The following is a 25,974-nucleotide window of genomic DNA, read 5'->3' as shown; positions in this document are numbered from 1 at the left end:
CTCCCGGTGTCGGTGAGCGCTCGCGAGTGCTGAGCGTTCAGGGTTCCTGAGCGCGCGCGGCGCGCTCCTGGCAGGACGGGCACAGACCCCAGAAAGTGACTTCGGCCGTGTCGATCGCGAAGCCGCCCGCATCCGAGGGATGCAGGCAGGGCGCGTGACCGACGACGCAGTCGACGTCGGCGACCGCACCGCATGCGGTGCACACCACGTGGTGGTGGTTGTCTCCGATGCGCCGCTCGTAGAGCGCAGCCGAGCCTGCCGGCTCGATCCGCCGCAGCAGTCCCGCCGCAGTCAAGTCGCCCAGAACGTTGTGGACGTTCTGGATCGACGTGCCCGGAAGGGTCGGCAGCAGCGTCCGGAAGACGGTCTCCGCGTTCGCGTGCGGCCGGTCGGTCAGCGCTTCCAGCACCGCCACCCGGCCACGTGTCGCTTTCAGGCCGGCATCGCGCAGTGCGCTCTCGAGCCGTGCCGTGTCCATGACTCGACACTAGTGCGATGTTTTGAATAACTAAAAATACGTGATGACCCGGGCGTGGCGCCGCCCGAGTTCGGCGCGCGACCGGCGGACCGGCAGCTTGTCATGCGCGACGGTGACCGGGCCGATGGCTTTGCTGATCGCGCGCAGGGCGTCGCCCTCGGTCTCGGCCTCGACGGCGACGACCATGCGACGTCGGTCGCGGTTGCGAATCACGGTGAGCTCCATGACGCTCCTCTTCCTCCCGCCCCCTGCGGGTCTCATCCACTTGAGACGAGAGGACGGGACGGTCGTGACGCGGCAGGCCGGCGTTCGCAGAGGTCTGTCAGGAAGCGCTACCGCGAGCGGGAGCGGAGGCGGGTCTCCTCGAGATCGAGCAGCGCCTGCGCCTCGGTGAGGACGCGGGAGGGATACGACCCGCGGGAGCGTTCGAGCAGCAGCCGCTCGCGCTCGGCATCCACGACGGCGAGCCGCAGCGTCCGGTAGACGTGGTGCGGGCGGCTGTCCTGGGGTGCGTCGCTCAACAGGGTGCGCTCCCACGCGGACTCCGCGCGCAGGTAGGACGACTGCCGCACCCGCTCGACCACCTCCGGGTCGATCGTCGTCGTGGTCTGGGCCGCGGTCTCCGGGTCGTCGAGCACGGCGAGTCCGGCCTCGCTCAGGTCGTCGAGGAGCTGCGCGAGCAGCCGGCGGTCCTCCCGGGCGTCCGCGCCCTGGAGCCCGAGGGTCCGGATCAGCCAGGGCAGCGTCCCGCCCTGCACCACCAGGCTGACGAACGCGACGGTGAATGCGATGAGGATGAGCTGGGGGCGGTAGGGGATGTCGCTCGGCAGCGACTGCGCCGCCGCGAGGGTGACGACGCCGCGCATCCCGGCCCAGCCGAGGACGACGCCGCCCTTCCAGTCGATCGCCTCCTGCCGGTACTCCTCCAGGTCGGTGCGATGCCGCTCGTACCGCTGCTCCGCCCGCTGCTTCCGCAGAGCCTGCCATCGGTAGCGGACGGGATGGTCGCGGAAGTAGCTGATCATCAGCCACTCGCGCAGCACGGAGCGTTCGGCGTGCTCCGCGCGTCTTCGCAGGCCGAAGATGAGCGGGACGATGAGCACGAACCGGATGACGATGAGCGAGAGCACGGCGATGAGCCCGAGGCCGACGGCGTTCCACACGCTCAGCACCTCGGGGTTCTCGACGTCGCCGACCAGCGTCCGCAGTTCGAGCCCGATCAGCAGGAAGACGCCGTTCTCGAGCAGGAACTGGATGGTGCGCCAGTTGATCTGGTCGCTGATCCTCGCCTGCGCGCTGAACTGACGCGGTGCGGCGTGCCCGGTGTAGAGGCCGGTGATGACGACGGCGAGGACGCCGGAGCCGTGCAGGGCCTCGGTCGGCGCGAACGCGGCGAACGGGACCACCACGGAGAGCGCCGTGTCGAGCACCGGGTCGCTGAGCTTGGATCGCACCCACACCGAGACGAAGCCGACGACGAGACCCACGACGAACGCGATGACCACGGCGGAGATGAAGTCGACGACGCCCGCCCACGGAGTCGCGAGGGCGCCGAGCGCGGCCGCGAGCGCCGTCCGCAGGAGCACGAGGGCGGTCGCGTCGTTGACCAGGCCCTCCCCCTCCAGCACGGTCAGGAGGCGGGGCGGGAGGCCGAGCTTGCGGCCGATCGACGTGGCCGCGACGGCGTCGGGTGGACTGATGATCGCGCCGAGTGCGATGGCCGCCGCGAGGTTGAGATCCGGCAGCATCGTGTACAGCACGAAGCCCGAGGCGAAGGCCGTGATCACGACGAGCACGACGGAGAGGCCGGCGATCGGGGCGAGGTTCCGCCGGAAGTCGGTCAGCGGGACGCTGATGGCCGCCGCGTACAGGATCGGCGGGAGGAGCCCGTCGAGGATGATCTCGGGCGGCACCTCGATGTCGGGGACGCCGGGCAGGAACGACAGAGTGACGCCGACGATGACGAGGATGATCGGAGCCGCGATGCCGAGCTTCCGCGAGAATGCGGCCACGCCGACGATGACCGCCACAGCGATCACCGCATAGACGCCCAGCTCCATCCTCTAAGCGTACGGGGCCGTCCGGCGGGGCGCCCTGGTCAGCGGGGGCGGAGACCGTCGATGGCCATGGCGAGGACGCGGTCGCGCTGCTGGTCGTCGTCGAAGGCGACCCCGGCGATCCCGGACACCATGCGGATCACGTCGCCGATCGTGGCGTCGGAGCGCAACTCACCCGCCAGCTGTGCCCGGCGGACCAGCGGCTCGCCGGCGTCGTAGAGCGAGGTGCGGCAGCTGAGCAGCACGGGGGAGTCTTTGTTGAGGCCTTCGATGAGCGCGCGCTTGGTGCCGACGTAGGCGATGAAGCGGCGGAGCCAGGCCTGAACGGCCTCCCACGGCTCGAGCGACCCCGCCTCCTCCGCTGCGCGGACGACGGCGGCGACCTCGTCGATGTACACGGCCTCCACCAGCGAGTCGCGCGTGGGGAAGTTGCGGTACAGCGTCCCGATCCCGACCCCGGCGCGGCGGGCGATGTCCTCGAGCGACGCGTTCGGTCCCTGCTCGGCGAAGGCCTCGCGTGCGGCGGCGAGCAGCGCGTCGAAGTTGCGTCGGGCATCCGCCCTCTGCGGTCGGGCGACGCTCGGTGCTGTGGTCTCGGTGCCGGTCACGGCAGCTGTCCTTTCGGGTCGGACCTCGGGGGTCGAAAACTCGAGGTTGCGAAGCGGAGGCACCCTCCGGTAATGTTATGAGCGTAACCGGAGGAACCCTCCGAACGGAGCCTCCCTCCAATTCTACGCCTTTCGGCACCTCTCGAGAAACGGAAACCCCGGACAATGTCTCGATCCCATCCCGGACTGACCTTCGCCATCCTGGCGCTCAGCGTCGGTTCCTTCGCGACGCTCCAGTCGCTCGTCGTCCCCGTCCTCCCCGTCATCCAGTCCGACCTGCACACCACGACCGCAGGCGTCACCTGGACCATGACCGCGTGGCTCATCGCCGCCGCGGTCGCGACGCCCCTGCTCGGTCGCGTCGGCGACCTCGTCGGCAAGCGCCGCATCCTCGTCCTCGCGCTCCTGGCCGTCGCTCTCGGAAGCGTCGTGGCCGCCGTAGCGCCGTCGATCGGCGTCGTCATCGCCGGTCGCGTCATCCAGGGTCTCGGCGGGGCGATGTTCCCGCTCGCCTTCGGCATCATCCGCGACGAGTTCCCCGCGCGCCGCCTCCCGTCCGCGATCGGCGCCATCGCCTCGATCATCGCCATCGGCAGCGGGCTCGGGACGGTGCTCGCCGGACCCCTCGCCGACGCGCTCAGCTGGCGCGGCCTGTTCCTGCTCCCCGTCGCCCTGACGGTGACCGCCGCCGTGCTCGCGCTGATCTTCATCCCCGAATCGCCCACCCGGGCGACCGGTGGCGTCAACCCGTGGGCGGCCGTTCTGCTCTCCAGCTGGCTCGTCGCCCTCCTCCTGCCGCTCAGCACGGGCGCGCAGTGGGGATGGTCGTCGCCGGGCGTGATCGGCCTGTTCGTCGCCGCCGCGCTGCTCCTCGCCGGCTGGATCATCGTCGAGCTCCGCTCGCGGCATCCCCTCGTCGACATGCGGCTCATGCGCGAACCGGGCGTCTGGTCCATGAACGCGGCGGCCGTCTTCATCGGCGCATCGATGTTCGCGATCTTCGCCTTCTTCCCGCGGTTCGTGCAGACGCCGACCTCGACCGGGTACGGCCTGGGCGCATCCGTGGCGGAGTCGGGAATGCTGATGCTCCCGATGCTGGTGACCATGGCTGTGACCGGCTTCCTGAGCGGCCCGCTCGCCCGCTGGGTCGGCTTCCGCGCGCAGATTGTGGTCTCGGCGGTGCTCATGGGGGCCGCGGCCCTCTCGCTCGCCTACCTCCACGGGTCGCTCGTGGCCGTCGCCGCCGCCTCCGGCGTGTTCGGCATCGGACTCGGTCTGATCTACGCGGCCATCACGAGCGTGGTGGTGCAGAGCGTGCCGGCCACCCAGACCGGGATCGCGAGCGGGATGAACGCCAACCTGCGCACCGTCGGCTCGGCGGTCGGAGCGGCCGTGATGACGGCCCTCGTGACCGGCGCGATCGCTCCGGACGGGCTCCCCGCGGAGTCCGGCTACACCGAGGGCTTCACGACGGCCGGCGTGCTGGCGCTCGCGGCAGGGGCCGTGACCGTCGTGGCCGCGTTCCTGATGCGGGCGGCCCGGCGCGTCGCCGAGGCCGAGGCCGAGGAGATCGTCGCGACCGCGGTCGTGGAGACCGTCGAGCCCGTGCCGGCGGCAGCCCTGGTGGACATCGCGGCGCTGTCCTCCGCGGAGGCGGAGGCGGCCGAGATGGCCCGCCTCGCCGCGAAGGTCGACGGCGAGCTGTCCGTCACCGTGCGCGACGGACGGCGCGAGAGCCTCGAGGTCGCCTGACCGTCTCTCTCTCGACGAAGGCCCGGGTCCGCACGGATCCGGGCCTTCGTCGTCGTTCTGGGAACGTCGGCGTGGCCACCTCAGACACGGAGCGCCGCCGCCTCGCTGCGCCAGCGCGCGAGCAGGGCCCACGGGTCGTCGGCGCCGGCGCGGACGAGCTCCACGTGGGCGAGCAGCACGGGGTCGGTCTCGAACCACTCGGTGCCCGGGATGCGCAGGTGCGCGAACTGCTCGTGGCGCCGGTGCTCCGCGGTCCGGTCGCCGCGTTCGAACGCGAGCACCTCGTCGTGGGGCAGCGCCGCGAACCGCTGGGCGGGGTTCGCGGTCGTGCCGATCTTGATGCGGTCACGGAACCGCAGGTAGTAGACCACATCCACCCGGGATGCGGCCGCGCCCTCCGGAGGCGGCTCGCCCACCCGCCACTCGCACACTGCACAGAGCCACCCCGACGGGTAGCGGACGCCCAGCCGCGAACCGCAGAACACGCACGGCGACGGCAGCGCGTCCGTCACGCCGAACTCGGCGTCGACCAGATCGTGCGCCTCCAGCAGATGGGTCAGGCACAGCCGGAGGGACGCGCCGGCATACGCAGGGCTCTCGCAGAGAGCGCAGACGGTGTCCATGGGGTGAGGCTAGCCGCGTCCGCCGACAGCGGGCGCCTCAGAGAGTTCGCGGTGCAGCTCAGCGCGGCGGGCGGCAGCGGATCAACTCGAGCTCGCCACTCAGCCCGATCGGGCCGTCGGCGAACGCGGTGAGCACCGTCGCCCCGCGGCCTAGCGGCACGACCGTGCCGCCTTCCGTCTCCAGCCGTCCCTCTCCGCCGAGCACGACGAGCACCGAGAACCCGGGGTCGAGCTCGCGGGAGCCGGAGACGCGGATGCGTTCCGCCGCGAAGAACGGATCGGCATCGCCGGGGAACAGCGTCTCTGCGCCGCGCCCCTGGCGCAGGGCGGCGATCCGCTCCTCGGGCGTCACGCCGCGGTTCAGCCCCTCGATCGCGGTCCCCAGGTCGAGGCCGAGCAGCGCGTCGTGCTCGGAGAGCATCCGCCGCTCCAACAGGACGGAGAGGTCGGTGGGCTGCTGCAGCTCCACGAGCGTCACACCCGGGCCGATCGCGTGCGCGAGCCCGGCCGGGACGAGCAGCGTGTCACCGGCGGCCAGCGGGACGGTGTTCATCGCATCGAGCATCGCGTCGGCATCCTGGCCGTCCCACCAGACGCGCACCTCGTCGGTCGAGACGGGTCGGCGGAACCCGAGGAACGCGGCGGCGCCGGGCTCGGCCTCGATGACCGCCCACGCCTCCGTCTTGCCGAGCGGGCTGTTCAGGTGGCGATCGGCGAACGCGTCGTCCGGGTGGTAGTGGACGAAGAGGCGCTCGGCGGTATCGAGCAGCTTCACGAGCAGCATCGTGCGCGCGCCGAAGCGGGCGACATGCTCCTCGCCGAGAAAGGACACGGGGTCGGCCGCGACCGCGTCGCGCAGGGTGCGGCCGTCGGGCAGCACGGTGAGACCGACACCGCCACCCGCGAAGACCTCGGTGGTCGAGGCGACGAAGTCCTCCGGCGTGAACGGGCTCGGCTGCGGTGTTCCGCGGAAGCGCGCGATGCCCGCGCCACCCCGGTACGGCCGATCGAGAGGCTGGTTCGGGCCGAGCAGGAGCGGCGTCGCAGTGGTCACCGACACACAGTAGTACCGCGTGCGCAGTGCCGGGTCGTCACGCCCGCGCGGCCGCCACGCGGCGCCCCTCATGGGCGGCGAAGTGGCCGACGACGGCGGCAGCCGCGGTCACCACCGTGGCGAGTCCGAGCGGTAGGGCGATCCCGAACCTCAGCAGCAGCGCCCCGACCAGTGCACCCAGCGCGATGAGCACGACCGCGCCCGCGCGCCGGCGCCACGGCTGGCCGGAACCGCCGGCGAGCACCGAGTCGGCGGCGAGGCCGGTGATGGTGGACGTGACGACGACCGTGGTCACATCCTTGACGGCCAGGTGCCGGGCGACGGCCGCCTGGAATCCCATCGCCGCGGCGAGCAGGACGGTGATGCCGAGCTCCCACGGCTTCGGCGGGACGCCGCCGGTCGCGATCGTGACGCCGGTGAGCACCGCCAAGGCGGCGGCGACAGCGGTGAAGGACCAGCTCGTCCGCGTGTTCCAGCCGATCGTCTCTCGGCGCAGCGTCCGGCCGCCGATGACGGCTCCCACCATGAAGGCGATGAGCGCGACCAGCGGCCCGACCCAGGGCAACCCGTCGGCGCCCACGATGGCCATCCCGAGGATCACCACGTTGCCCGTCATGTTGCCCGCGAACACTTTGTCGAGCCCGAGGTAGCCGACCGCGTCGACGATCCCGGTCGAGAAGGTGAGCGCGAGCATGAGCACCAGGGTCATCTCGCTCTGCCGCTTGCTGCCGTCTGTCATCGGTCCTCCTTCATGCCGCTGACAGGATCGCATGCGGGCGCACGGAGTCCCGCATCGGGGCGAGCGGATAACGACTTCGTAACGGGCGTTTGCGTCAACGCGTTTGACGCTCATAGCGTGACGTCAATCGATTGAAGTCAACCGATTGACGCACAGAGCGAAGGAGCGCCGATGCTGACGATGAAGGACATCGCCTCGCACGTCGGCGTCTCCGTGTCGAGCGTCAGCCTGGTGCTCAGCGGTCGCGGTGAGGGCCGCGTCAACGCGTCGGTCGCGCAGCGCATCAAGCAGGTCGCCGACGAGCTCGGCTACGTGCCGAATCAGCTGGCCCGGTCGCTCAAGACCAAGCAGAGCCGCACGATCGGGATGGTGTCCGACCAGGTCGCCACGGTGCCGTTCTCCGGTCACATGCTCGCGGGCGCGCAGCAGGCGGCATGGGACAGCGGCTTCATGTTGATGCTCATCGACACCTACGGCAACGACGAGGTGCAGACCCCGGCCGTCCAGTCCCTCCTGCAGCGCAACATCGAGGGCCTCATCGTCGCGACCAACTTCCACAAGCTCGTCGAGCTGCCGCTCGTCCCGCCGACGATGCCGGTCGTCATCCTCGACGGGCGTCCCTCCGTGGAGGATGCGCATCCCACGGTCGACTACGTCGTGCCCGACGAGGAATTGGGTGCCTACACCTCGACGCGCCTGCTCATCGAGGCCGGTCACACCCGGATCGGCTTCTGCGACGTCCGCGCCTACCCGATCGCCTCGCGGCTGCGCGCCCGCGGCCACGAGCGGGCGCTGACGGAGGCCGGCCTCCGCCGGGACGAGAGCCTCACCGTGGTCGCGGAGGACGCGGCCACGCGGTTCGCCGTCGAGCCGGCCCGGCAGCTGCTCGACCGGGAGGACAGGCCGACCGCCGTGTTCTGCTTCAGCGATCAGACCGCGATGGGCTTCTACCAGGTGGCGCGCCACCTCGGGCTCGACATCCCCGGCGACCTCTCGATCGCCGGATTCGACAACCAGGAGTTCGTCGCCGAGGCGCTCGACCCCGGCCTCACGACCGTGCAGCTGCCGCACCGCGACATGGGCGCGTGGGCGGTGCGCCGCGTGGTCGGCCGGCTCGACGGATCCCTCGACGGGGCCGAGCGCGAAGGCTTCCTCATGCCCTGTGCGCCCGTCCTCCGGCACTCGATCGGGCCGCCTTCCGGCACCTGACCGCATCCCGGCCCACATATCCCGCCGCACACACCCGAATCATCGACCGGAGGCACCGGTGGCGCGAGCCTGCCCGCGCCCACCGTCCTCCTCACCATGCCCACCATCCGCACCACCCAGAACACACGCACTCTGAACACCCGATGCAAAGGAGCAACGCAATGACAACACCCCGGAAACCGGGCGGCCGCACCGTCGCCCGCCTCGCCGCCGCCGCAGCGGCGGTCGCCGTGGCCGCCGCCGGCCTCGTCGGCTGCAGCAGCGGCAGCGGCAGCGGCGGAGACGCCGGCAAGACGTTCACGATCCTCCAGTACGAGGACCCGAAGACGGCGCAGGGCCAGGGCTGGCAGCTCGCCCTCGAGATGTTCAAGAAGAAGCATCCCGACGTGAAGGTCGACTTCCAGACCACCAGCTTCGACGCCGTCCGCAAGAACGCCAAGCTCACCCTCGGCGGCAACAAGGTGCCCGACGTCGTCGAGTTCAACAAGGGCAACGCCGACGGCGGCCAGCTCGCCAGCCAGGGACTGCTCACGCCGCTGAACGACCAGGTGGAGAAGTACGGCTGGGACAAGAAGGTCACCGGCGGCATGCAGTCCTTCGCCAAGTACGACGAGCGGGGCAAAGCCGGCTCCGGCGACTGGTACGGCATCCCCAACATCGGCGAGTACGTCACCTTCTACTACAACAAGGATCTGTTCGCGAAGGCCGGCATCGCCGCCGAGCCGAAGACCATGGACGAGTTCGTCGCGGCGATGCAGAAGCTGCAGGCCGCCGGGATCACGCCGGTGTCGTCCTCTGCGTCGACCAACCAGGGCTTCAACCAGATGTGGGTCTGGTACTCGCTCGTCTCCGCCTACGCCGACCGGAAGCAGATCGACGACTTCATGTTCCTGAAGGGCAAGGTCGACTTCTCCGTGGACCCGTGGAAGAAGGGCACAGAGCAGTTCCAGGACTGGATCGACAAGGGCTACCTCGGCACCGACCTCGCCGGCCTCACCTACGAGCAGGCGAACGTCAACTTCCTCAGCGGGAAGACCGGGATGCTCATCTGGAACAACGGCGTGTTCTCACGGGTGAAGGACCAGAAGGACTTCGCCTGGGGCTACTTCACCCTCCCCGGCGCGAACATGTCGATGGGGTCGTCCGGCCACCTGTGGGGCGTGCCCGCGAAGGCGAAGAACAAGGACCTCGCCTACGACTGGATCGACACGACGCTGAGCCCGGAGGTCCAGAACAAGATCGGCGAACTCGGCGGCCTTCCGCTCGCGGGCGACTCCTCGAAGATCACCGACCCGGTGACCCGCGCGTACACCGAGCGCTTCGACGAGATCGTCAAGGCGGACACCCTGACGTTCTACCCGGACTACCCGGTTCCGGGGTTCCTGGACTTCATCCAGACCAACATGGCCGCGATGTCCAACAAGAACGAGACGGCTGACGAGTACATCCAGAAGCTGCAGAAGTTCTACGACGACGGCAAGAAGGCGACCGACCAGGGCTGAGCGGCGGGGCGGAGCCGCCGAACGCGACTCCGCCCCACCCTCCGGATCCGGAGAACATGACATGACGACAGCGACACCAGCCGCGGCGCCCCCGCTGCGGCGACGGCGGTCAGCGCGACGCGCCGGCTACTGGATGTACCTCCTCCCGATGATCATCGGGACGGCGGTGATCGTCCTCCTCCCGTTCGCGGTGAACGTGTTCATCAGCCTGTTCCGCTGGAAGGGCGGCATCGCCCCGATGCGCTGGAACGGCCTGCAGAACTATGTGGACCTGCTGCACGACTCGCAGTTCTGGCTGGCGTTCACGAACACGATCTTCATGATCGTCGGCATCGTGATCGTCCCCACCCTGCTCGGGCTGCTGCTGGCGGCCATGCTCTTCGACTACATCGGCCGGGAGTTCGGCGGCAGGACGGCCGCGTTCCTCCGAGCCACCTACTACCTGCCGCAGATCCTCCCGATCGCGGTGGCCGGCTTCATCTGGAGCTGGGTGCTCGCCACCCAGAACGGCCTGCTGAACAGCGTGATCGAAGCAGTCGGGGTGAAGAGCCCGCCCGACTGGCTCGGCGACCCGAACATCGCGATCTACGCCGTGATGCTCATGCTCATCTGGCTTCAGCTCGGCTACCCGGTCGTGATCTTCATGGCCGCGCTCCAGCGCGTGGACCCGGAGCTGTACGAAGCGGCCTCCCTCGACGGCGCCGGCTGGTGGCGGCGGTTCCGCGCCATCACGGTCCCGCAGATCCGGCCGGAAGTGTTCGTCGTGGTGATCACCGCGACCGTCGGGGCGCTCAAGGTCTTCGCGCCCATCCTCATCCTCACCGGAGGCGGGCCGGAGGGCTCGACCGTCGTGCCGTCCTACTACTCGTACCGGAACTTCTTCGAGCTCTCCAAGGTCGGCTACGGCTCCGCCATCGCGACCGCCATGTCCATCGTCATCTTCCTCGTCGCCGGCGTCATGCTCTGGCTCCAGCGTCGGGGCGCCCGAGAGGAGGCCGCCGGATGACCACGACGACCGCACCCACCGACTCCCGTCCGCGCCGGGCCGATGCGCCGCAGCGGACCGTCCACGCGGGCACCCGCCGACGCCGCCCGCGACGGCCCCTCCGGTGGCTCATCCTCGCTGCTGCCGTGCTGATCGCGCTGGTGATGCTCGCGCCCCTCGTCCTGCTCGTGCTCAATGCGTTCAAGACCGGCACCGACTACTCGGCGCACGGCCCGCTCGCGCTTCCGACCAGTTGGAGCCTGCAGTCGTTCCAGGACTACCTCGACCGCGTCGACTTCCTCCGCGCGCTGTGGAACTCGGTGGTCATCTCGACGCTGGTGGCTCTGCTGGGCACGCTCGTCTCGCTGCTCAGCGCCTACGCGATCGGCGTCGGCCGGGTGCGCGGGAGCACGGCGCTGCTCGCCGTGTTCCTGCTGGCGACGATGCTGCCGCAGGAGGCGCTGATCTACCCGCTGTTCTACGGGGCGCAGGCGACCGGCACCTTCAACACCGTGTGGAGCGTCATCATCGTCTTCACCGTGCTGCAGGCCGCCTTCGGAACCTACCTGCTGTCGAGCGTGATGTCGACGCTGCCGCCGTCGCTGCTGGAGGCCGCCGCGCTCGACGGCGCCGGACGCTGGCGCATCCTCTGGTCGGTGGTCTACCCGGTGATGCGGCCGACGCTCTCGGTGCTGATGGTGTTCTTCTTCGTCTGGACGTGGAACGAGTTCTACATCCCGCTCATCCTGCTCTCCGACCAGTCGGTGCAGACCGTGCCGATCGCCCTGGCGACCCTGCAGGGTCAGAACTCCATCGACATCACCTCGCTGAACGCCGGGTCGCTGCTCTCGCTGCTGCCCACCCTGGTGTTCTTCATCATCTTCCAGCGCACCCTGAGCCGCGGCGTCACCGTCGGCTCGGTCAAGTAGCCGCCCGACCCATCCATCCGATCCACCCATCAGACCTGAGGAGAACCGTGCTTCCCACCCTGTCCGACCTGCTCGCCGCCGACGGCGTGCGCTCCCGCTCCATCAACGCGGAGAACCCCACCGGCGCACCGGGCGCGGCCGCGGCGGCGAGTTCGCACCTCGGCCCCGGCCGGAAGGGCAGCGCGTACGCGGCCCTGCCCGCCGGCGGCAGCCTGACGCTCGCCGACATCGAGGGGCCCGGCGTCATCCGCCACATCTGGATCACGGTCCCCGACCGCACCGACGGGGGGCCGTTCGTGCTCCGCGACCTGGTGCTGCGGATGTACTGGGACGACGAGGAGCAGCCCGCGGTCGAGGCGCCCCTCGGCGACTTCTTCTGCAACGGCTTCGCCGCGCGGGCGCTGGTCACCTCCGAGCCGATCGTGGTGGCGCCGACCGGCGGGATGAACTCGTACATCCCGATGCCGTTCCGGCGGCGCGCTCGCATCGTGCTGGACAGCGACCACGCGGCCTCGGTCGACCACGTCTTCTTCCAGGTCGACTACACCGTCGGGGACGACATCCCCGCGGGGACGCCGCTGTTCCACGCGCAGTGGCGGCGCTCCAATGCGACCACGGCACTGGGGGAGGACCACGTCATCCTCGACGGCGTCACCGGACGCGGCCGCTACCTCGGCACCTACATCGGCATCGCCGCGCTCTCGCGCTACTGGTGGGGTGAGGGCGAGGTGAAGTTCTTCGTCGACGGCGACACCGACCTCGCGACGCTGTGCAGCACCGGGCTCGAGGATTACGCGGGCGGCGCCTGGGCCTTCCAGGACGAACTGCGTCACGATCCGGAGCCCGTTCCGCTGACGTTCAGTGCGCCGTACTGCGGCTATCCGTTCTTCAGCACCCGCGACGAGACGCGCGGGGGTACGTTCATCACCTCCACGGCGCCCATGCACGCGGTGTACCGGTGGCACCTGCCCGACCCGATCTTCTTCGAGAGCGACCTGCGCGTGACCGTGCAGCAGATCGGCGTCTGGGACAAGGGACTCTTCGAGCGCACCGACGACGTCTTCTCCGTGGCCTACTGGTACCAGACCGGTCCGCGGGCGGAGGCGCCGGCTTTCCCGGACGCGGCTGCCCGCGTCCCGCGCTGATCCGCGGCGGGGAGCTCAGGCCCGGGCGGCGACCGACGCCCGTTCGATGACCGGCATCGGGATGAGCTCCTCGCCTGCCGGACCGGGATGCAGCAGCAGCTCGACCGAGCGGGCGCCCATCGCCTCGTGGGGGAGGGCGACGGTCGTCAGGCCGGGTCGCAGGTAGGCGGCGAGCTCATCGTTGTCGAAGGAGACGATGGAGAGGTCGTCCGGGATGCGTAGGCCCGCTTCACTCACGGCCTGGTAAGCGCCGAACGCCAGCCGGTCGTTCATCGCGACGATGGCCTGCGGGCGGTCCTTCCGGCGGAGCAGCTTCCTGGTCGCCTCGTAGCCCTCGCCGGGCTCCCACAGCCACACGGACGTCTCGGAGACGAAGTCGAGGTCGAGCTCCGCCATCGTGTCGCGGATGCCCGCGACGCGCTGTGCGACGGTCGCGGAGCGGAACAGCCCCTTCTCCTTCGCGTCGCTCTGGCCGAGGAGCGCGATGCCGTCGCGGAAGCCGGCGTCCGCCAGCACGTGGACGGCTGACCGGCCGCCGCCGTACTCGTCCGGCAGCACCGCGTGCGGGAAGCGCGCGTTCGTCGCGTTCAGCATGACCACCGGGGTCTCGATCCGCATGTCGGGGAGGAACAGCTCCCTCGCACGCATCGTCGCGAAGACGATGCCGTCGACCTGCCGGTCGAGCGCTGCGCCGATCGCCTCGGTCTCGCGCTTCGGTTCGCCGTCCGTCTCGAGCACCATCATGACGTGGCCCGCCGTCTCGGCCGCGTTCAGGGCTCCCTTGATGAGCCCGGAGGCGAAGCGGGTGGTGGCGACGACGTCGGAGATGAACGCGATCGTGTGCGTCTTGTCCGTCTTGAGCCCGCGGGCCGCGACGTTGGGCCGGTAGCCGAGCTCGGCGGCGGCCGCGTGGACGCGGTCGTGGGCGTCCTGCGAGAGGCGTGTGTCCGGGCGGCCGTTAAGGATCATGGATGCGGCGGAGACGGAGAGGCCCGCCTTCCTGGCGACGTCGGCCAGGGTCACGCGCTTGCTCAGCATCGAGACGTCCTCCTCCTGTTCGGGATGGTAGCCGCTTGGGTGCGCCGTTCGCGGAACGCAGTTGACAATGTGCGCGACGTATCTCAGTATAGGGCCTGCTGAAAGCATTTAGCACTGGGATCGGTATCGACCCATCCTGTCGACGAAGGAGTCCTGCATGTCCACAACATCTCGCGGGCGGAGGGTGCGCGGCGCAGCAGCCGCCGGCCTCATCGCCTCGCTCACCGCACTCGTCTTCACCGGCTGCGCGCCCGGATCCTCCACCTCCGGCGCGACCACCGCGACCGACGTCAGCACGAAGCTCACGTCGGACAAGGTCCAGCTGACGATCGCCGACGAGACCGGGTTCCCGCTGACGGACGACCTGACCAAGGAGTTCACCAAGCAGCACCCGAACATCACGTTCAAGATCACCCGCGACACGTTCCAGAACCTCACGGCCAACGCCCCCAAGCTGCTCGCCAGCTCCACGCCGCCCGACCTCATCCGCCTCCCCACCCTCGGCGACACGGTGAAGGACGGCCTGGTGGCCAACCTCGATCCCTTCTTCACGGCGTACGGCTGGGACAAGTGGTCCCCGGCCCAGCTCGCCCCGCTGCGCATGACCAAGGACGGCGTGCGCGGCAGCGGTTCGCTCTACCAGCTGGGCCTCGGCTACAGCGTCACGGGCATCTTCATGAACACGAAGCTCGCCGCCCAGGCCGGGATCACCGCTCCGCCGGAGACCCTCGGAGAACTCGAGGCCGACTTCGCGAAGGCCAAGGCGGCCGGCATCGCGCCTCTCGTCGAGGGCGACAAGGACGGCGTGGTCAACTTCACCGTCCAGGCGGCGATGAACCAGTACGCCGACAAGCAGGAGTTCCTCGACTGGATGTTCAACAAGCCGGGCGCGACCTACAACACCGCGGGCAACGTGAAGGGCGCCGAGCTCATCCGGAAGTGGGCGGACGCCGGGTACTTCCCATCGGACATCAACGCGCTCGACTACTTCACGTTCGTCAGCCGCTTCCAGGACGGCGGGGGCGTCTTCACGTTCAACGGCAACTGGGAGGCCGCGAACTACGCCAAGAAGCTCGGTAAGGACCTCACGTTCTTCCTGGTGCCCCCGGCGGAGAAGGGCGGAGACCACGTCGCGATGGGTGCGGCCAACTCGTTCTCGGCCGCGGCGAAGTCGAAGCACCTCAACGAGGTCGCCTACTTCCTGAACTGGGTGCACACCAACGACAAGGCGCGCCAGATCGTGGTCGACGTCACCGGCGCCGCCCCCGGCGGTGACCCGGCGCAGGCCCAGCCGAAGGTCGAGAAGGGCTCCATCACGGAGCAGGTCCTCGCGGCGGCGGCCCAGATCGCCAAGGAGGACGGCCAGGTCGACTTCATGGCGAACACCACGGCGGGCATCTACGCCGGCGCGATCATCCCCGAGTCGCAGCTGCTGGTGACCAGCAAGATCAGCGGCCAGGAGTTCGTCGACAAGGTGCAGGCGTTCTACGAGCAGGAAGTGAAGAAGTAACGATGACCTCGGTGCGACCCCGCGCGGGCGACGACACGACCCGCCATACCCCGTCGGCGCGACGGGCGGTTCGCGACGGTTCGCGCGGGGCCGCATCCGGGACCCCTGTGCGTCCGGCCACCCGGAAGCGGATGGCCGGACGCACGAGACGGATCGGCTGGCTGCTCGTCGCTCCCGCCCTGTTCTTCTACGCCGCGTTCGTGCTCTGGCCGCTCATCCAGGGCGTCCAGTACTCGTTCTACGACTGGAACGGGATCGGCGCCTCGACCTGGGTCGGGCTCTCGAACTACCTGACGGTGTTCACCGATCCCGACCTCCTCGGCGCCATCCGGAACGCGTTCATCCTCATCGCGTTCTTCACCGTCATCCCGGTGGTGGCGGGGCTCGTGCTCGCCACGCTCATCCGCTCCATCCGGGCCGGGTTCTTCTCGAGCCTCTCGCAGACGGTGCTCTTCCTCCCGCAGATCATCCCGCTCGCCGCGGCCGGCATCGCCTGGTCGTGGATGTACGCCCAGACCGGCGCGGTCAACCAGATCCTGGGATGGATCGGGCTGGGCGGTCTCGCGCGCCCGTGGCTCGGCGACTACCAGACCGCCCTCCCGGCCGTCGGGCTGATCGGCTCGTGGACGCTGACCGGCCTGTGCACCGTCCTGCTCCTCACCGGCATCGGCAAGATCGACGCCTCCCTCTACGAGGCCGCACGGCTCGACGGGGCCGGCTGGTGGCGCGAGTTCTTCACGATCACCCTCCCCGGCCTCCGCCAGGAGCTGGCTGTGCTCATCACCATCACGATCATCGCCGCGCTCAGCAGCTTCGACATCATCTACACGACCACCCTCGGCGGTCCCGGTCGAGCCACCCTGGTGCCCGGCATCTCCATCTACCGGATCGGGTTCACGCAGAGCGAGGTGGGGCTGGCATCCGCCTTCGGCATCGTGCTCATGATCCTCGTCCTCGTGGTCGTCCTCCCGATCCAGCGCCTCTCGAAAGTCCGTGACCAATGATCGTCAATCCCGTCGAGAAGTGGACCGGCCGCGTGCTGCTCGTCCTCGTGCTCGTGCTCACCGTCATCCCGCTGCTGAACATGGTGTCGGCGGCGCTGCAGCCGGCCGACGTCAACCCGACCGGTCTCGCGTGGCCGCCGAACCCGCAGTGGGGCAACTTCGTCGAGGCGTTCAACACCGGTCATGTCTGGGAGCTCCTCGGGTCGAGCGCCCTCATCGTGCTCGGCGTCGTGCCGATTAGCCTCGTCATCGCGAGCCTCGCCGGCTACGCGCTCGGCAGCCTCCGGATGAAGGGGTCCCGCGCCCTGCTGATCCTGTTCGTGCTCGGGCTCACCATCCCGTTCGAGGCGCTGATCATCCCGCTCTACTACGAGATGCAGTCGCTCAACGTGCTGAACACACAGTGGGCGATCATCCTCCCGCTGATCGGGCTGTTCATGCCGTTCAGCGTGTTCTGGATGCGCGCCCACTTCGTCGGAGTGCCCACCGAGCTGTCCGAGGCGGCGCGGGTCGACGGCGCCGGGATGTGGCAGGAGCTCCGGCTCATCCACCTTCCCCTCGCGCGTCCGGCGCTGTCGGCGCTCGGCATCCTGCTGTTCCTGTGGACGTGGAACCAGTTCCTGCTGCCCGTCGTGCTCATCGCCGACCCGCTGCAGCGCACGGTGGCCGGAGCGCTGACGTTCTTCCAGGGGCAGTACAGCCTCAGCATCCCGCTGCTGAACGCGGGAGCGCTGATCATCATCCTGCCGACGATCCTGGTCTTCGTCATCTTCCAGCGCCAGTTCATCAAGGCGCTCATCCAGGGCGCGGTCAAGGGCTGACGGATGGGGTTCAGCAGAGACGGTCATTGGGTCTGGGATTTCTGGGTCGCCGACGACGGCGACCTCTTCCACCTGTTCTACCTGCACGCGCCGGTGTCGCTGGTCGACCCGGACCTGCGGCACCGCAACGCCCGGATCGGGCACGCCACCTCGGCCGACCTCGTCGTCTGGGACGATCACGGGACGGTGCTGGGCCCCGGCGGTCCGGGCGACCTGGACGCCTCGGCGACCTGGACGGGCAGCGTCGTCCGCGGCGACGACGGCGCCTGGCGGATGTTCTACACGGGATCGGCGTTCCTCTCGGCGGCCGAGATCACCAACATCGAGACCATCGGCGTCGCGGTGTCCGACGACCTGTTCCACTGGCGCAAGGACGATCGGCTGCGGCTGCAGGCCGACCCGCGCTGGTACGAGGTGCTGCCGGACCGCACCTGGCATGAGGAGGCGTGGCGCGATCCGTGGGTGTTCCGCGATGCCGCCGGCGATGGCTGGCACATGCTGATCACGGCTCGCGTGCGCGACGGCGCGTCGGTCCGTGACCGCGGCGTGGTGGGCCACGCGGTATCGCCCGACCTCGTCGACTGGCGGGTGCAGTCGCCCCTGACGGAGTCGGGAGCGGGGTTCGCGCACCTGGAGGTGCCGCAGAGCGTCCGGCTGGACGGCCGCGATTGGCTGCTGTTCTCGTGCGACACGGCGCATCTCGCCGGCGAACGGTCGGGCGGCCCCGGCGGGATCTGGATCGCGCCATCGGCGTCGCCGGTCGGGCCGTTCGAGCTCGAGGCGGCCGACCTACTTTTGGACGAGCGTTACTACGCAGGGCGCGTGGTGGTCGATCGCGATGGGTCGCCGCACCTCCTGGCGTTCGAGAACACCGGGGAGGCGGGCGGTTTCGGCGGCCGGATCACCGACCCGATCAGGCTGACGACGGAGCCGGACGGCTCCGGAGGGATGCGGCCGAGAGCCGCGATCGACGAAACGGAGACGAAGACCAGATGACCGACGTGATCGAGGGCACCGCAGCGACCGGCTTCGAGGAGGTCGGCTCGGCGTTCGCCGACGCCTTCGCCGGGAGGCCGACGATGGGCGCGGCCCTCTCGGTCCGCATCGACGGCCGGCGGGTGGTGCAGCTGTGGGGCGGCGTGAAGGATGAGCGCGACGGACAGGCATGGACGGCGGACACGGCATCGGTCGTGTTCTCGTGCACCAAGGGCGTCATGTCCATCCTCGTCGCCCGACTGGTGCAGGACGGCCTGCTCGACTACGAGGCGCCCGTCAGCCGCTACTGGCCCGAGTTCGCCGCAGCCGGGAAGGGCGACGTGACGGTCGCCGAGCTGCTGTCCCACCGCGCCGGACTCTCCGCCCTGCGCGAGCGGCTCACTCTCGATCAGGCGCTCGACTGGGAGACGGTCACCGGGTTCCTCGCCGCCCAGGAGCCGCTGTGGAGGCCGGGTTCCGGCTACGCCTATCACGCGCTCACGCACGGCTGGCTGGCGGGCGAGCTCGTCCGCCGCGTCACCTCCACGATGCCCGGCGCCTACCTGGCGTCGGTCGCCGCGCCCTGGTCGGACAACCTGTGGATCGGGCTGCCGGCCGGCCGCGCCGATCGCGTCGCGCACCTGCAGGCGTCGGAGAGCCAGCGCGAGGCCGGAGAGCAGCTGGAGCAGGCGGAGTCGCCCTGGACGGCCCTCGCGATGACGCTCGGGGACGCCTTCCCGCCGGAGCTCGTGACGCCGGAGGGCGGCTTCAACGACTCTCGGGTCCGGGCCGCGCAGATCCCCGGCGCCGGCGGGATCGCCACCGCGGACGCCCTCGCGTCCCTCTGGTCGTCGACTGTCGTCGAGACCGACGGCGTCCGGGTGCTGGACGACGATGTGCTGGATGCGGGTCTCATCCCGATGAGTGGCGGTGAGCCGGTGTTCCCGACTCCCGGGCCGTGGCCCCGGTGGGCGCGCAGCTTCCAGCTGGACTCGGAGGCGCGGCGGTACCTCGGTCCGTCGAGCCTGGGACACGACGGAGCCGGTGGACAGGTCGCCTTCGCCGACCGCGACGCGCGCGTCGGGTTCGCGTTCGTCACCAACTGGATGGAGGCGGGAGCCGACGAGCGGGCGACGAACATCGTCGCGGCGCTGAAGCGCACGCTCGCGGGTTAGCCAGCCCCACCCTCCGCCGAAGTGCACGTAGTGGTGGTTATTCCGCCGGGATAGCCGCCACTACGTGCACTTCGCCGCGGAATTCGCGACCGACCTCGTGCTCGTGGAGGGACGAGGCGAGCATCTCCATCCCGATGCCCGGGGCCAGCGGCGCGCGGTAACGTCCGCGGGTCACCTCGGCCGGGGTGACGAAGTGCTCGTGCAGGTGCGTCGTGTACTCGATCATCCGGCCCTCCTGGCTGCCCGAGACGGCGACGAAGTCGAACATCGAGAAGTGCTGTACCGCCTCGCACAGGCCGACGCCGCCGGCGTGCGGGCAGACGGGGACGCCGAACTTCGCCGCGAGCAGCAGGATCGCGATGTTCTCGTTGACCCCGGCGACGCGGGTGGAGTCGATCTGGACGATGGATGCGGCGCCCGCCTGCAGCAGCTGCTTGAACAGCACCCGGCTCATGCCGTGCTCGCCGGTCGCGATCGGCACCGGCGCCACGGCCCGGGCGATCGCCGCGTGGGCGAGGACGTCGTCCGGGCTGGTGGGCTCCTCGACCCAGGCGAGGTCGAAGGGCTGGAGGGCGCGGATCCACTCGATGGCCTGGTCGCGATCCCAGCGCTGGTTGGCGTCGATGGCGATCCGGATGTCGGGGCCGACCGTGTCGCGGGCCACGCGGAGGCGGCGGAGGTCGTCATCGAGCCGGTCGCCGACCTTGAGCTTGATCTGCGTGAAGCCGTCGTCGACGGCCTCGCGCGCCAGGCGCCGCAGCTTCTCGTCGGAGTAGCCGAGCCAGCCGGGTGTCGTCGTGTATCCGGGATACCCGTCCGCGAGCAGTTCGGCCTCGCGCGCAGCACGGCCTGGTTCCGCCGCGCGCAGCAGCTCGAGCGCCTGCTTGGGGGTGAGCGCGTCGGTGAGGTACCGGAAGTCGACGAGCGAGACGAGCTCCTCCGGCGACATGCGGGACAGCAGCTGCCAGAGGGGAAGACCCGCGCGCTTGGCCTTGAGATCCCAGAACGCGTTCACGACGGCGCCGATGGCCATGTGCATGACGCCCTTCTCGGGGCCGAGCCAGCGCAGCTGCGAGTCGTGGACGAACTCGCGCCAGAACCCGCCGAGGTCGTCCAGGATCGCCTCGACGTTCCTGCCCTCCACGCGGTGGGCGATGGCCTCGATGGCGGCGACCTGGACGTCGTTGCCGCGTCCGATGGTGAACACGAAGGCGTGGCCCTCGTGGCCGTTCGGGGCGTCGGTCGTAACGCGCAGGTAGGCGGCGGAGTAGTCCGGGTCCGGGTTCATCGCGTCCGACCCGTCCAGCAGGGCGGATGTCTCGAACCGCACATCCAGGGTCTCGAAGCCCGTGACGATGCTCACTCCGTTGTCCTCTCGCTCGTCTTACTCAATATCCTATTGGATATAGCCTCTAAGCGCCAGCAAGACACATCGTGCACGCGGGAAGTGCGACCGGGCAGGAGGTGGAGTGGTCGGCGGGGTGACTCAGGCGTGCGCCAACGGGGTGCGTCGCACGTGATCCTTTGCGGTCGCCGCCAGCACCTCGGCGATGCGCTCCACCCCGGCGTCGCCGCGGAGGGAGGAGCGGTAGGCGACGTCGATGTGCCGCTGCAGCGGGAGTGTGGGCGCGCACAGTGTCACGCCCTCAGGGACCGACGGGACGGTGAGTCCAGGCACGAGCGCGACACCGGCTCCCGCGGCGACGAGTTCGAGCTGTGCGGCGAAGTCGACGCTCTCGGCCACGACCCTCGGCCGGAAGCCGGCCAGCCCGCAGGCGCGATCCACCATCTCATAGCAGGTCAAGTCCGCCTGCGGCGCCACCCACGAGTGCTCGGAGAGATCGGCGATGTCAACCATCGGAGCCGCCGCGTCGTCGTCGGCGCGGATCGCCAGCCAGACCCGCTCGCTGACGAGCCGGCGGCCCACGATGCCGTCCGGGAGGCGGCGGGGGACATTGGAGTACGAGTGGACGACGGCCACATCCGAGAGCCCGCTGAGCAGATTCGCGAGGGCTTCCGCCGGCTCCGGCGTGCTCAGGTTCAGCTGGATGCCGGAGTGCTCGGACAGGTGCCTCCAGGTGTCGGCGACGAAAGTCCGGGCAGCCGAAGGGAAGGCGGCGAGCCGGTAGGTTCCGGCCCTCCCGAGTCGGAGGGATTCCACCTCGAGCTCGGCGAGCGAGAGCCGGTCCAGTACATCCCGCCCGTGCTCGGCGAGCAGTCTCCCGGCTGGCGTGAGCGCCAGGCGCCGCCCCTGACGCTCGGTGAGGGTGACGCCGAGCTCCTTCTCCAGGGCAGAGAGCTGCATCGAGATGCCGGGCGCCGTCAGCTGAAGCTCCTCGGCGACCGCCGCGATGGTCCCCAGCCGATCCAAGTCGGCGAGCATCCGGAGCTTGCGTACATCTATCATCTGTGAACTTTAGCATTCAGAGCTTAAGGCCGAATCGATGCTGAGCTCAGACGGCGAGAACGTCACACAAAACTAAGCGTGAGTGAGTTATCGCATAAAGATTATTCACTTGTGCTGTATGGAACGCGTCAAGAATCCTTGGAGAGTGAAAGCGAATCGCGGAGTCTTGGCCGGTCTGGCCGTCGTCGTGCTGTGGGCCAGCGCCTTCCCTGCTATCCAGGTGGCCGCGCCGGCCTTCGGTGTGATCGGGCTCTCGTTCGTCAGACTCGCGGTGGCGATGATCGCGCTCCTGGCGTTCGCAGCGGTGAAGCGGGTCAGGCTCCCGAGGCCGCGCGATTTCGGTTGGATCGTCGCCGCTGGATTCTTCGGGATGACCGCCTACCAGCTACTCCTCAACGAGAGCGAGCTGCACGTGCCTGCGGGGACGGCGAGCATCATCGTCGCGGCCGCACCGCTCGTCTCGGTCGCGGTCGCCTTCCTCCTCTTCCGCGAACCCGTCACGCGGTTCACCGTCGTCGGCAGCCTGATCGCCCTGGCGGGGGTGGCCGTTGTGTGCCTGGCGCGAGCAGGCGTGTCGCTGTCCGCCTCCGTGTGGATCGTCGTCGCGGCGATGGTCGTACAGGGCATCTATCATCCCCTGCAGCGGCCGCTGTTGAAGACCTACACCGGTCTCGAGGTCGCCACCTACACGATGGTCGCCGGCACCGCGATGACGCTGCCCCTCGTCCCGTTCGGGTGGGGGCGGCTGGTCGAGGCGTCGCCGACAGGATGGATAGCGGCCGTCTACCTCGGTCTTCTGCCGTCCGCGCTCGGGTTCGTGCTCTGGGGCTACGCGGTCGGCCATCTCCCGGTGGCGATCGCGACCTCTCTGCTCTACCTCGTCCCGCCGATCGCGGTGTTCATCGCCTGGGTCTGGCTGGGCGAGATCCCGCTCCCCACCGAACTGATCGGCGGCCTCATCGTGATCGCAGGCGTCGTCGTGATCTCGCAGGGCGCACGCCTCGTCCGGCGCGCCCATCGCCGTCAGCCGGCGACGGTATCCATCGAGCGCTGATCGTGGAATCGAGCAGTGGAGAAAGCGCGACGGGAAGAGGGACCCTAGCCGGCCTTCTCGGCCTCGGCGAGGCTCGCGGAGATGCGGGCGTACGACTTGGTGATGTGGTCGAGCATCGCCTTCTCGGCCGAGGCGGGCTTGCCGCTGCGCAGCGCCTCGAGGACGGCCTCGTGCTCTCCCGATGTCTCGTCCACGACGCCGTGCTTGAAGTAGATGCGGTACTGGTGCATGTGCGAGCGGAGGCGGCCGATCGCGTCGGCCAGCAGGGCGTTGCCCGAGTGCTCGGCGATGATGCGGTGGAACTCGGCGTCCTGGTTGGCGAAGTCCTTGTAGTCCTTGAAGCGGTCGCCGCCGGTCTGTGCTGCCTGGCCGCTGCGGTGCATGGCGTCGCAGAGGTCCTCCAGCTGCTTCAGCGTGTCCGCATCCAGCTCGCCCGCCGCGTTGCGGGTCGCGTACGGCTCCAGCAGCCGCCGCATCTCGAACAGCTGACGCAGTCCGTCGCTGTCGAGCAGGGGCGCCGCGGTGTAGCCCTTCAGGGCCTTCTTGACGACCAGGCCCTCCGACTCTAGGCGCGCGAGCGCCTCCCGGACCGGGGTGGGAGAGACGTTGAGCTGGCGGGCGATGCCGTCGATGCTGGCGCGGCTGCCCGGCTCGATCACCTGGTCCATCAACAGGCCGAGGACGGCGTCGTACACGTCATCGGCCAGCGCCCGCCGCGCCGGCAGGAAGTGTTCCCCCGATTGGATCGTCATGTGCACATCCTAGGTCGGCGTCCGAAGAACCGAGAGGATAGAGGATGCAGGATCTTCACGGCAACAGCCCCTCCTCCCGCAGCTCCCCCCATACCGCCTCGGGCACCGGGGGAGTGGACAGCAGGGCGTTCCGTTCCATCTGGGCCGGGGTGTCCGCCCCCAGCACCACGGTCGAGACCGCGGGATGCCGCAGCGGGAACTGCACCGCCAGCTGAGGCACCGTGACGCCGTGACGCTCGGCGATGTCGGCGATGCGGTTCACCCGCGCGATCAGCTCAGGCGACGCCGTGCCGTAGACGAAGGTCGCGTCGGCCGCGGGCCGGTCGGTGGCGAGGATGCCGGAGTTGAAGACCGCCGCGACGGCGACCGACACTCCTCGCTCCTGCGCCGCCGGCAGCAACTCCTCCTCGGCGGAGGGGTCGAGCAGTGTGTACCGGTTCGCGCACATCACGATGTCGAGGTCCGTCTCGCGGACGAAACGGGTGAGCATGGCGGTCTGATTCATCCCGGCCCCGTACGAGCGGATGACGCCCTGCGACCGGAGCTCGTCGAGCGCCGGGAAGGCGCCCTCCAGTGCTTCCCGCTCGTGATCGTCCGGGTCGTGGACGAACAGCACGTCGATGCGGTCGACACCGAGGCGCCTCAGGGAGTCCTCCACCGAGCGGAGCACGCCGTCACGCGAGTAGTCGAAGCGGCGCCGCAGGGTCGCGGGCACGTCGAACAGGTTCGCGATGTCGGTGTCTCCTGGCCGGTAGTCGGGGTTGGGATCGAGGACGCGGCCCACCTTGGTCGAGAGCACGTACTCGTCGCGCGGGAAGGCGCGCAGGCTCTCGCCCAGACGCTCCTCGGCGAGCCCCAGACCGTAGTGCGGCGCCGTGTCGTAGTAGCGGACGCCCGCCTCCCAGGCGGCGGGGACGATGCGCGGCCACTCGTCTTCAGGCCGTGCGCTGTAGAGGTTGCCGAGGGCGGCGGCGCCGTAGCCGATCGGACCCACCGACAGCCCGCCCCGCCCGAACGCGCGCTTCGGGCCCATCAGGCGACCCGCAGGTCGTCGACGGCGTCCAGGTCCCACTCGATGCCGAGGCCCGGCTGCGACGGCGCGAGACCGTGACCGTCGCGGATCGCCATCTCGGTGCGGGTCACGGCGCGCAGCTGGGGGATGTGCTCCAGATAGAGCGCGTTGGGCACCGCGCAGCACAGCGACACGTGCAGCTCCATCAGGAAGTGCGGGGCCACCGCCACGTTGAACGCCTCCGCGAGGTGCGCGACCTTCAGCCACGGCGTGATGCCGCCGACGCGGGCGACATCGACCTGGACGATGGAGGCGGCCCCCGACTGCAGGTACTCGCGGAAGTGGCCGACCGAGTAGATCGACTCGCCGACCGCGACCGGGACGCTGGTCGACTCGGCGAGCCGGCGGTGCCCGGCGACGTCCTCCGCGGGGAGGGGCTCCTCGAACCAGAAGATGTCGAGCTTCTCGAACAGGGCAGCGCGGCGGATGGCCTCGGCCGCCGTTAAGGACTGGTTCGCATCCACCATGATGTCCATCCTGTCCCCGACGGCCTCGCGGACGGCGCTCAACCGCTCGAAGTCCTCGTGCGCGCGCGGCTTGCCGACCTTGATCTTCACGCCGCCGAGCCCGCGCCGCTGCGACTCGACCGCCTGCGCGACCAGCTCGTCCGTGCTGAAGTGCAGCCAGCCCCCCTCGGTGTCGTACAGCGGGATGCGCGGCTGCGCTCCTCCCGCCGCCACCCAGAGCGGCAGGCCCGCCGCCTTGCAGCGCGCATCCCACACCGCGGTGTCGACGGCGGCGAGCGCGAGCGAGGTGATCAGGCCGACGGTCGTCGCCCGGGTGGTAGAGAACAGCGCGCGCCAGACGTCCTCCGGACGGTTCACGTCCATCCCGACCACCACGTCGAGCAGGGTCTCGCGCAGGAGGCTGAGGACGGCGGCGCCGCCGGTCCCGATCGTGTAGCTGTAGCCGATACCCTCGACCCCGCCGACCGTGCGCAATCGGACGAAGATGGTCTCCTGCTTCAGGAACGACTGCACCGCATCCGTGCGGACCGTCTCCACCTCCAGGTCGCTCAGCCAGGCCTCGGCGCTGACGATCGTGCCGTCGACGGCGGTGAGGGCGGCGGGCGGGGCGAGGCTCAT

25 protein-coding genes are annotated in these 25,974 nt (G+C 69.7%); 12 read left to right on the top strand and 13 right to left on the bottom strand.

What is annotated here, in order from left to right:
- Nucleotides 1-37: 37 nt before the first annotated feature.
- From BLR91_RS15175 to BLR91_RS15160, 4 genes are all read right to left on the bottom strand, one after another.
- Complete coding sequence (locus BLR91_RS15175; protein WP_089880635.1) at nucleotides 38-478, bottom strand: Fur family transcriptional regulator; 441 nt, start codon at nucleotides 476-478, stop codon at nucleotides 38-40.
- A 30-nt stretch (nucleotides 479-508) separates the two neighbouring features.
- A complete protein-coding gene (locus tag BLR91_RS15170; RefSeq protein WP_089880639.1) occupies nucleotides 509-703 on the bottom strand; it encodes a hypothetical protein in 195 nt (64 codons plus the stop codon).
- Nucleotides 704-810: 107 nt separating this feature from the next.
- Nucleotides 811-2,538, bottom strand: a complete 1,728-nt coding sequence (locus BLR91_RS15165; RefSeq protein WP_089880641.1) for a cation:proton antiporter — start codon at nucleotides 2,536-2,538, stop codon at nucleotides 811-813.
- A gap of 38 nt (nucleotides 2,539-2,576) precedes the next feature.
- A complete protein-coding gene (locus tag BLR91_RS15160; RefSeq protein ID WP_089880644.1) occupies nucleotides 2,577-3,143 on the bottom strand; it encodes a TetR/AcrR family transcriptional regulator in 567 nt (188 codons plus the stop codon).
- A gap of 165 nt (nucleotides 3,144-3,308) precedes the next feature.
- On the opposite strand from BLR91_RS15160, the gene BLR91_RS15155 reads away from it, so the two are divergent.
- On the top strand, nucleotides 3,309-4,895 hold the full coding sequence (locus BLR91_RS15155; protein WP_089880646.1) for an MFS transporter: 1,587 nt from the start codon (nucleotides 3,309-3,311) through the stop codon (nucleotides 4,893-4,895).
- Between the two features lie 80 nt (nucleotides 4,896-4,975).
- Here BLR91_RS15155 and BLR91_RS15150 read toward each other — a convergent pair whose 3' ends face one another.
- From BLR91_RS15150 to BLR91_RS15140, 3 genes are read right to left on the bottom strand one after another with little or no spacing between them, the layout of a single operon-like run.
- Nucleotides 4,976-5,518 carry a GIY-YIG nuclease family protein gene (locus BLR91_RS15150; RefSeq protein WP_089880649.1) on the bottom strand — a complete coding sequence of 181 codons (543 nt, stop codon included), beginning with the start codon at nucleotides 5,516-5,518 and terminating at the stop codon, nucleotides 4,976-4,978.
- Nucleotides 5,519-5,576: 58 nt separating this feature from the next.
- Nucleotides 5,577-6,572, bottom strand: coding sequence for a class I mannose-6-phosphate isomerase (locus BLR91_RS15145; RefSeq protein ID WP_231918940.1), 996 nt, complete (start codon nucleotides 6,570-6,572; stop codon nucleotides 5,577-5,579).
- 37 nt (nucleotides 6,573-6,609) lie between these two features.
- On the bottom strand, nucleotides 6,610-7,311 hold the full coding sequence (locus tag BLR91_RS15140) for a YoaK family protein (protein WP_089880652.1): 702 nt from the start codon (nucleotides 7,309-7,311) through the stop codon (nucleotides 6,610-6,612).
- Nucleotides 7,312-7,482: 171 nt separating this feature from the next.
- Here BLR91_RS15140 and BLR91_RS15135 point away from each other — a divergent pair, with 171 nt between their 5' ends.
- The 5 genes from BLR91_RS15135 to BLR91_RS15115 all read left to right on the top strand — a co-directional run bounded on the left by BLR91_RS15135 (nucleotide 7,483) and on the right by BLR91_RS15115 (nucleotide 13,081).
- Complete coding sequence (locus tag BLR91_RS15135; RefSeq protein WP_018189683.1) at nucleotides 7,483-8,520, top strand: LacI family DNA-binding transcriptional regulator; 1,038 nt, start codon at nucleotides 7,483-7,485, stop codon at nucleotides 8,518-8,520.
- Nucleotides 8,521-8,681: 161 nt separating this feature from the next.
- On the top strand, nucleotides 8,682-10,022 hold the full coding sequence (locus BLR91_RS15130) for an ABC transporter substrate-binding protein (RefSeq protein WP_089880656.1): 1,341 nt from the start codon (nucleotides 8,682-8,684) through the stop codon (nucleotides 10,020-10,022).
- A 148-nt stretch (nucleotides 10,023-10,170) separates the two neighbouring features.
- On the top strand, nucleotides 10,171-11,028 hold the full coding sequence (locus BLR91_RS15125) for a carbohydrate ABC transporter permease (protein WP_089880660.1): 858 nt from the start codon (nucleotides 10,171-10,173) through the stop codon (nucleotides 11,026-11,028).
- The gene (locus BLR91_RS15120; RefSeq protein WP_089880662.1) at nucleotides 11,025-11,936 is read left to right on the top strand and encodes a carbohydrate ABC transporter permease; all 912 of its coding nucleotides are present in this window, start codon (nucleotides 11,025-11,027) and stop codon (nucleotides 11,934-11,936) included. The genes BLR91_RS15125 and BLR91_RS15120 overlap by 4 nt, the downstream gene beginning before the upstream one ends.
- Before the next feature lie 47 nt (nucleotides 11,937-11,983).
- The gene (locus BLR91_RS15115; RefSeq protein ID WP_089880665.1) at nucleotides 11,984-13,081 is read left to right on the top strand and encodes a glycoside hydrolase family 172 protein; all 1,098 of its coding nucleotides are present in this window, start codon (nucleotides 11,984-11,986) and stop codon (nucleotides 13,079-13,081) included.
- A gap of 15 nt (nucleotides 13,082-13,096) precedes the next feature.
- Here BLR91_RS15115 and BLR91_RS15110 read toward each other — a convergent pair whose 3' ends face one another.
- Complete coding sequence (locus BLR91_RS15110) at nucleotides 13,097-14,119, bottom strand: LacI family DNA-binding transcriptional regulator (protein WP_089880669.1); 1,023 nt, start codon at nucleotides 14,117-14,119, stop codon at nucleotides 13,097-13,099.
- A 157-nt stretch (nucleotides 14,120-14,276) separates the two neighbouring features.
- Between BLR91_RS15110 and BLR91_RS15105 the strand changes: the two genes are divergently transcribed.
- From BLR91_RS15105 to BLR91_RS15085, 5 genes are all read left to right on the top strand, one after another.
- The gene (locus BLR91_RS15105) at nucleotides 14,277-15,629 is read left to right on the top strand and encodes an ABC transporter substrate-binding protein (RefSeq protein WP_231371105.1); all 1,353 of its coding nucleotides are present in this window, start codon (nucleotides 14,277-14,279) and stop codon (nucleotides 15,627-15,629) included.
- 131 nt (nucleotides 15,630-15,760) lie between these two features.
- Complete coding sequence (locus tag BLR91_RS15100) at nucleotides 15,761-16,633, top strand: carbohydrate ABC transporter permease (RefSeq protein WP_089880673.1); 873 nt, start codon at nucleotides 15,761-15,763, stop codon at nucleotides 16,631-16,633.
- A complete protein-coding gene (locus BLR91_RS15095; RefSeq protein WP_089880677.1) occupies nucleotides 16,630-17,454 on the top strand; it encodes a carbohydrate ABC transporter permease in 825 nt (274 codons plus the stop codon). The genes BLR91_RS15100 and BLR91_RS15095 overlap by 4 nt, the downstream gene beginning before the upstream one ends.
- A gap of 3 nt (nucleotides 17,455-17,457) precedes the next feature.
- On the top strand, nucleotides 17,458-18,450 hold the full coding sequence (locus BLR91_RS15090) for a glycosyl hydrolase family 32 (protein WP_089880682.1): 993 nt from the start codon (nucleotides 17,458-17,460) through the stop codon (nucleotides 18,448-18,450).
- A complete protein-coding gene (locus tag BLR91_RS15085; protein WP_089880685.1) occupies nucleotides 18,447-19,604 on the top strand; it encodes a serine hydrolase domain-containing protein in 1,158 nt (385 codons plus the stop codon). Before BLR91_RS15090 ends, BLR91_RS15085 begins: the two co-directional genes overlap by 4 nt.
- 37 nt (nucleotides 19,605-19,641) lie before the next feature.
- Here BLR91_RS15085 and BLR91_RS15080 read toward each other — a convergent pair whose 3' ends face one another.
- Nucleotides 19,642-20,967 (bottom strand): enolase C-terminal domain-like protein, encoded by a 1,326-nt coding sequence (locus BLR91_RS15080; RefSeq protein WP_089880689.1) that lies wholly within the window; start codon nucleotides 20,965-20,967, stop codon nucleotides 19,642-19,644.
- 123 nt (nucleotides 20,968-21,090) lie between these two features.
- A complete protein-coding gene (locus tag BLR91_RS15075; RefSeq protein ID WP_043742045.1) occupies nucleotides 21,091-22,011 on the bottom strand; it encodes a LysR family transcriptional regulator in 921 nt (306 codons plus the stop codon).
- Between the two features lie 145 nt (nucleotides 22,012-22,156).
- Here BLR91_RS15075 and BLR91_RS15070 point away from each other — a divergent pair, with 145 nt between their 5' ends.
- Complete coding sequence (locus BLR91_RS15070) at nucleotides 22,157-23,065, top strand: DMT family transporter (RefSeq protein ID WP_231918938.1); 909 nt, start codon at nucleotides 22,157-22,159, stop codon at nucleotides 23,063-23,065.
- Nucleotides 23,066-23,109: 44 nt separating this feature from the next.
- On the opposite strand, the gene BLR91_RS15065 is transcribed toward BLR91_RS15070, so the two are convergent.
- Genes BLR91_RS15065 through BLR91_RS15055 form a run of 3 tightly spaced genes read right to left on the bottom strand, consistent with a single transcriptional unit; the run spans nucleotide 23,110 to nucleotide 25,974 of the window.
- On the bottom strand, nucleotides 23,110-23,817 hold the full coding sequence (locus tag BLR91_RS15065; RefSeq protein WP_018189697.1) for a GntR family transcriptional regulator: 708 nt from the start codon (nucleotides 23,815-23,817) through the stop codon (nucleotides 23,110-23,112).
- Nucleotides 23,818-23,872: 55 nt separating this feature from the next.
- The gene (locus BLR91_RS15060; protein ID WP_020075691.1) at nucleotides 23,873-24,850 is read right to left on the bottom strand and encodes an aldo/keto reductase; all 978 of its coding nucleotides are present in this window, start codon (nucleotides 24,848-24,850) and stop codon (nucleotides 23,873-23,875) included.
- Nucleotides 24,850-25,974, bottom strand: coding sequence for a mandelate racemase/muconate lactonizing enzyme family protein (locus tag BLR91_RS15055; protein WP_089880697.1), 1,125 nt, complete (start codon nucleotides 25,972-25,974; stop codon nucleotides 24,850-24,852). Before BLR91_RS15055 ends, BLR91_RS15060 begins: the two co-directional genes overlap by 1 nt.

The sequence above is a fragment of the Leifsonia sp. 466MF genome (assembly GCF_900100265.1).
Lineage (GTDB): Bacteria > Actinomycetota > Actinomycetes > Actinomycetales > Microbacteriaceae > Leifsonia.
This window is presented reverse-complemented; position numbering and strand designations above follow the sequence as displayed.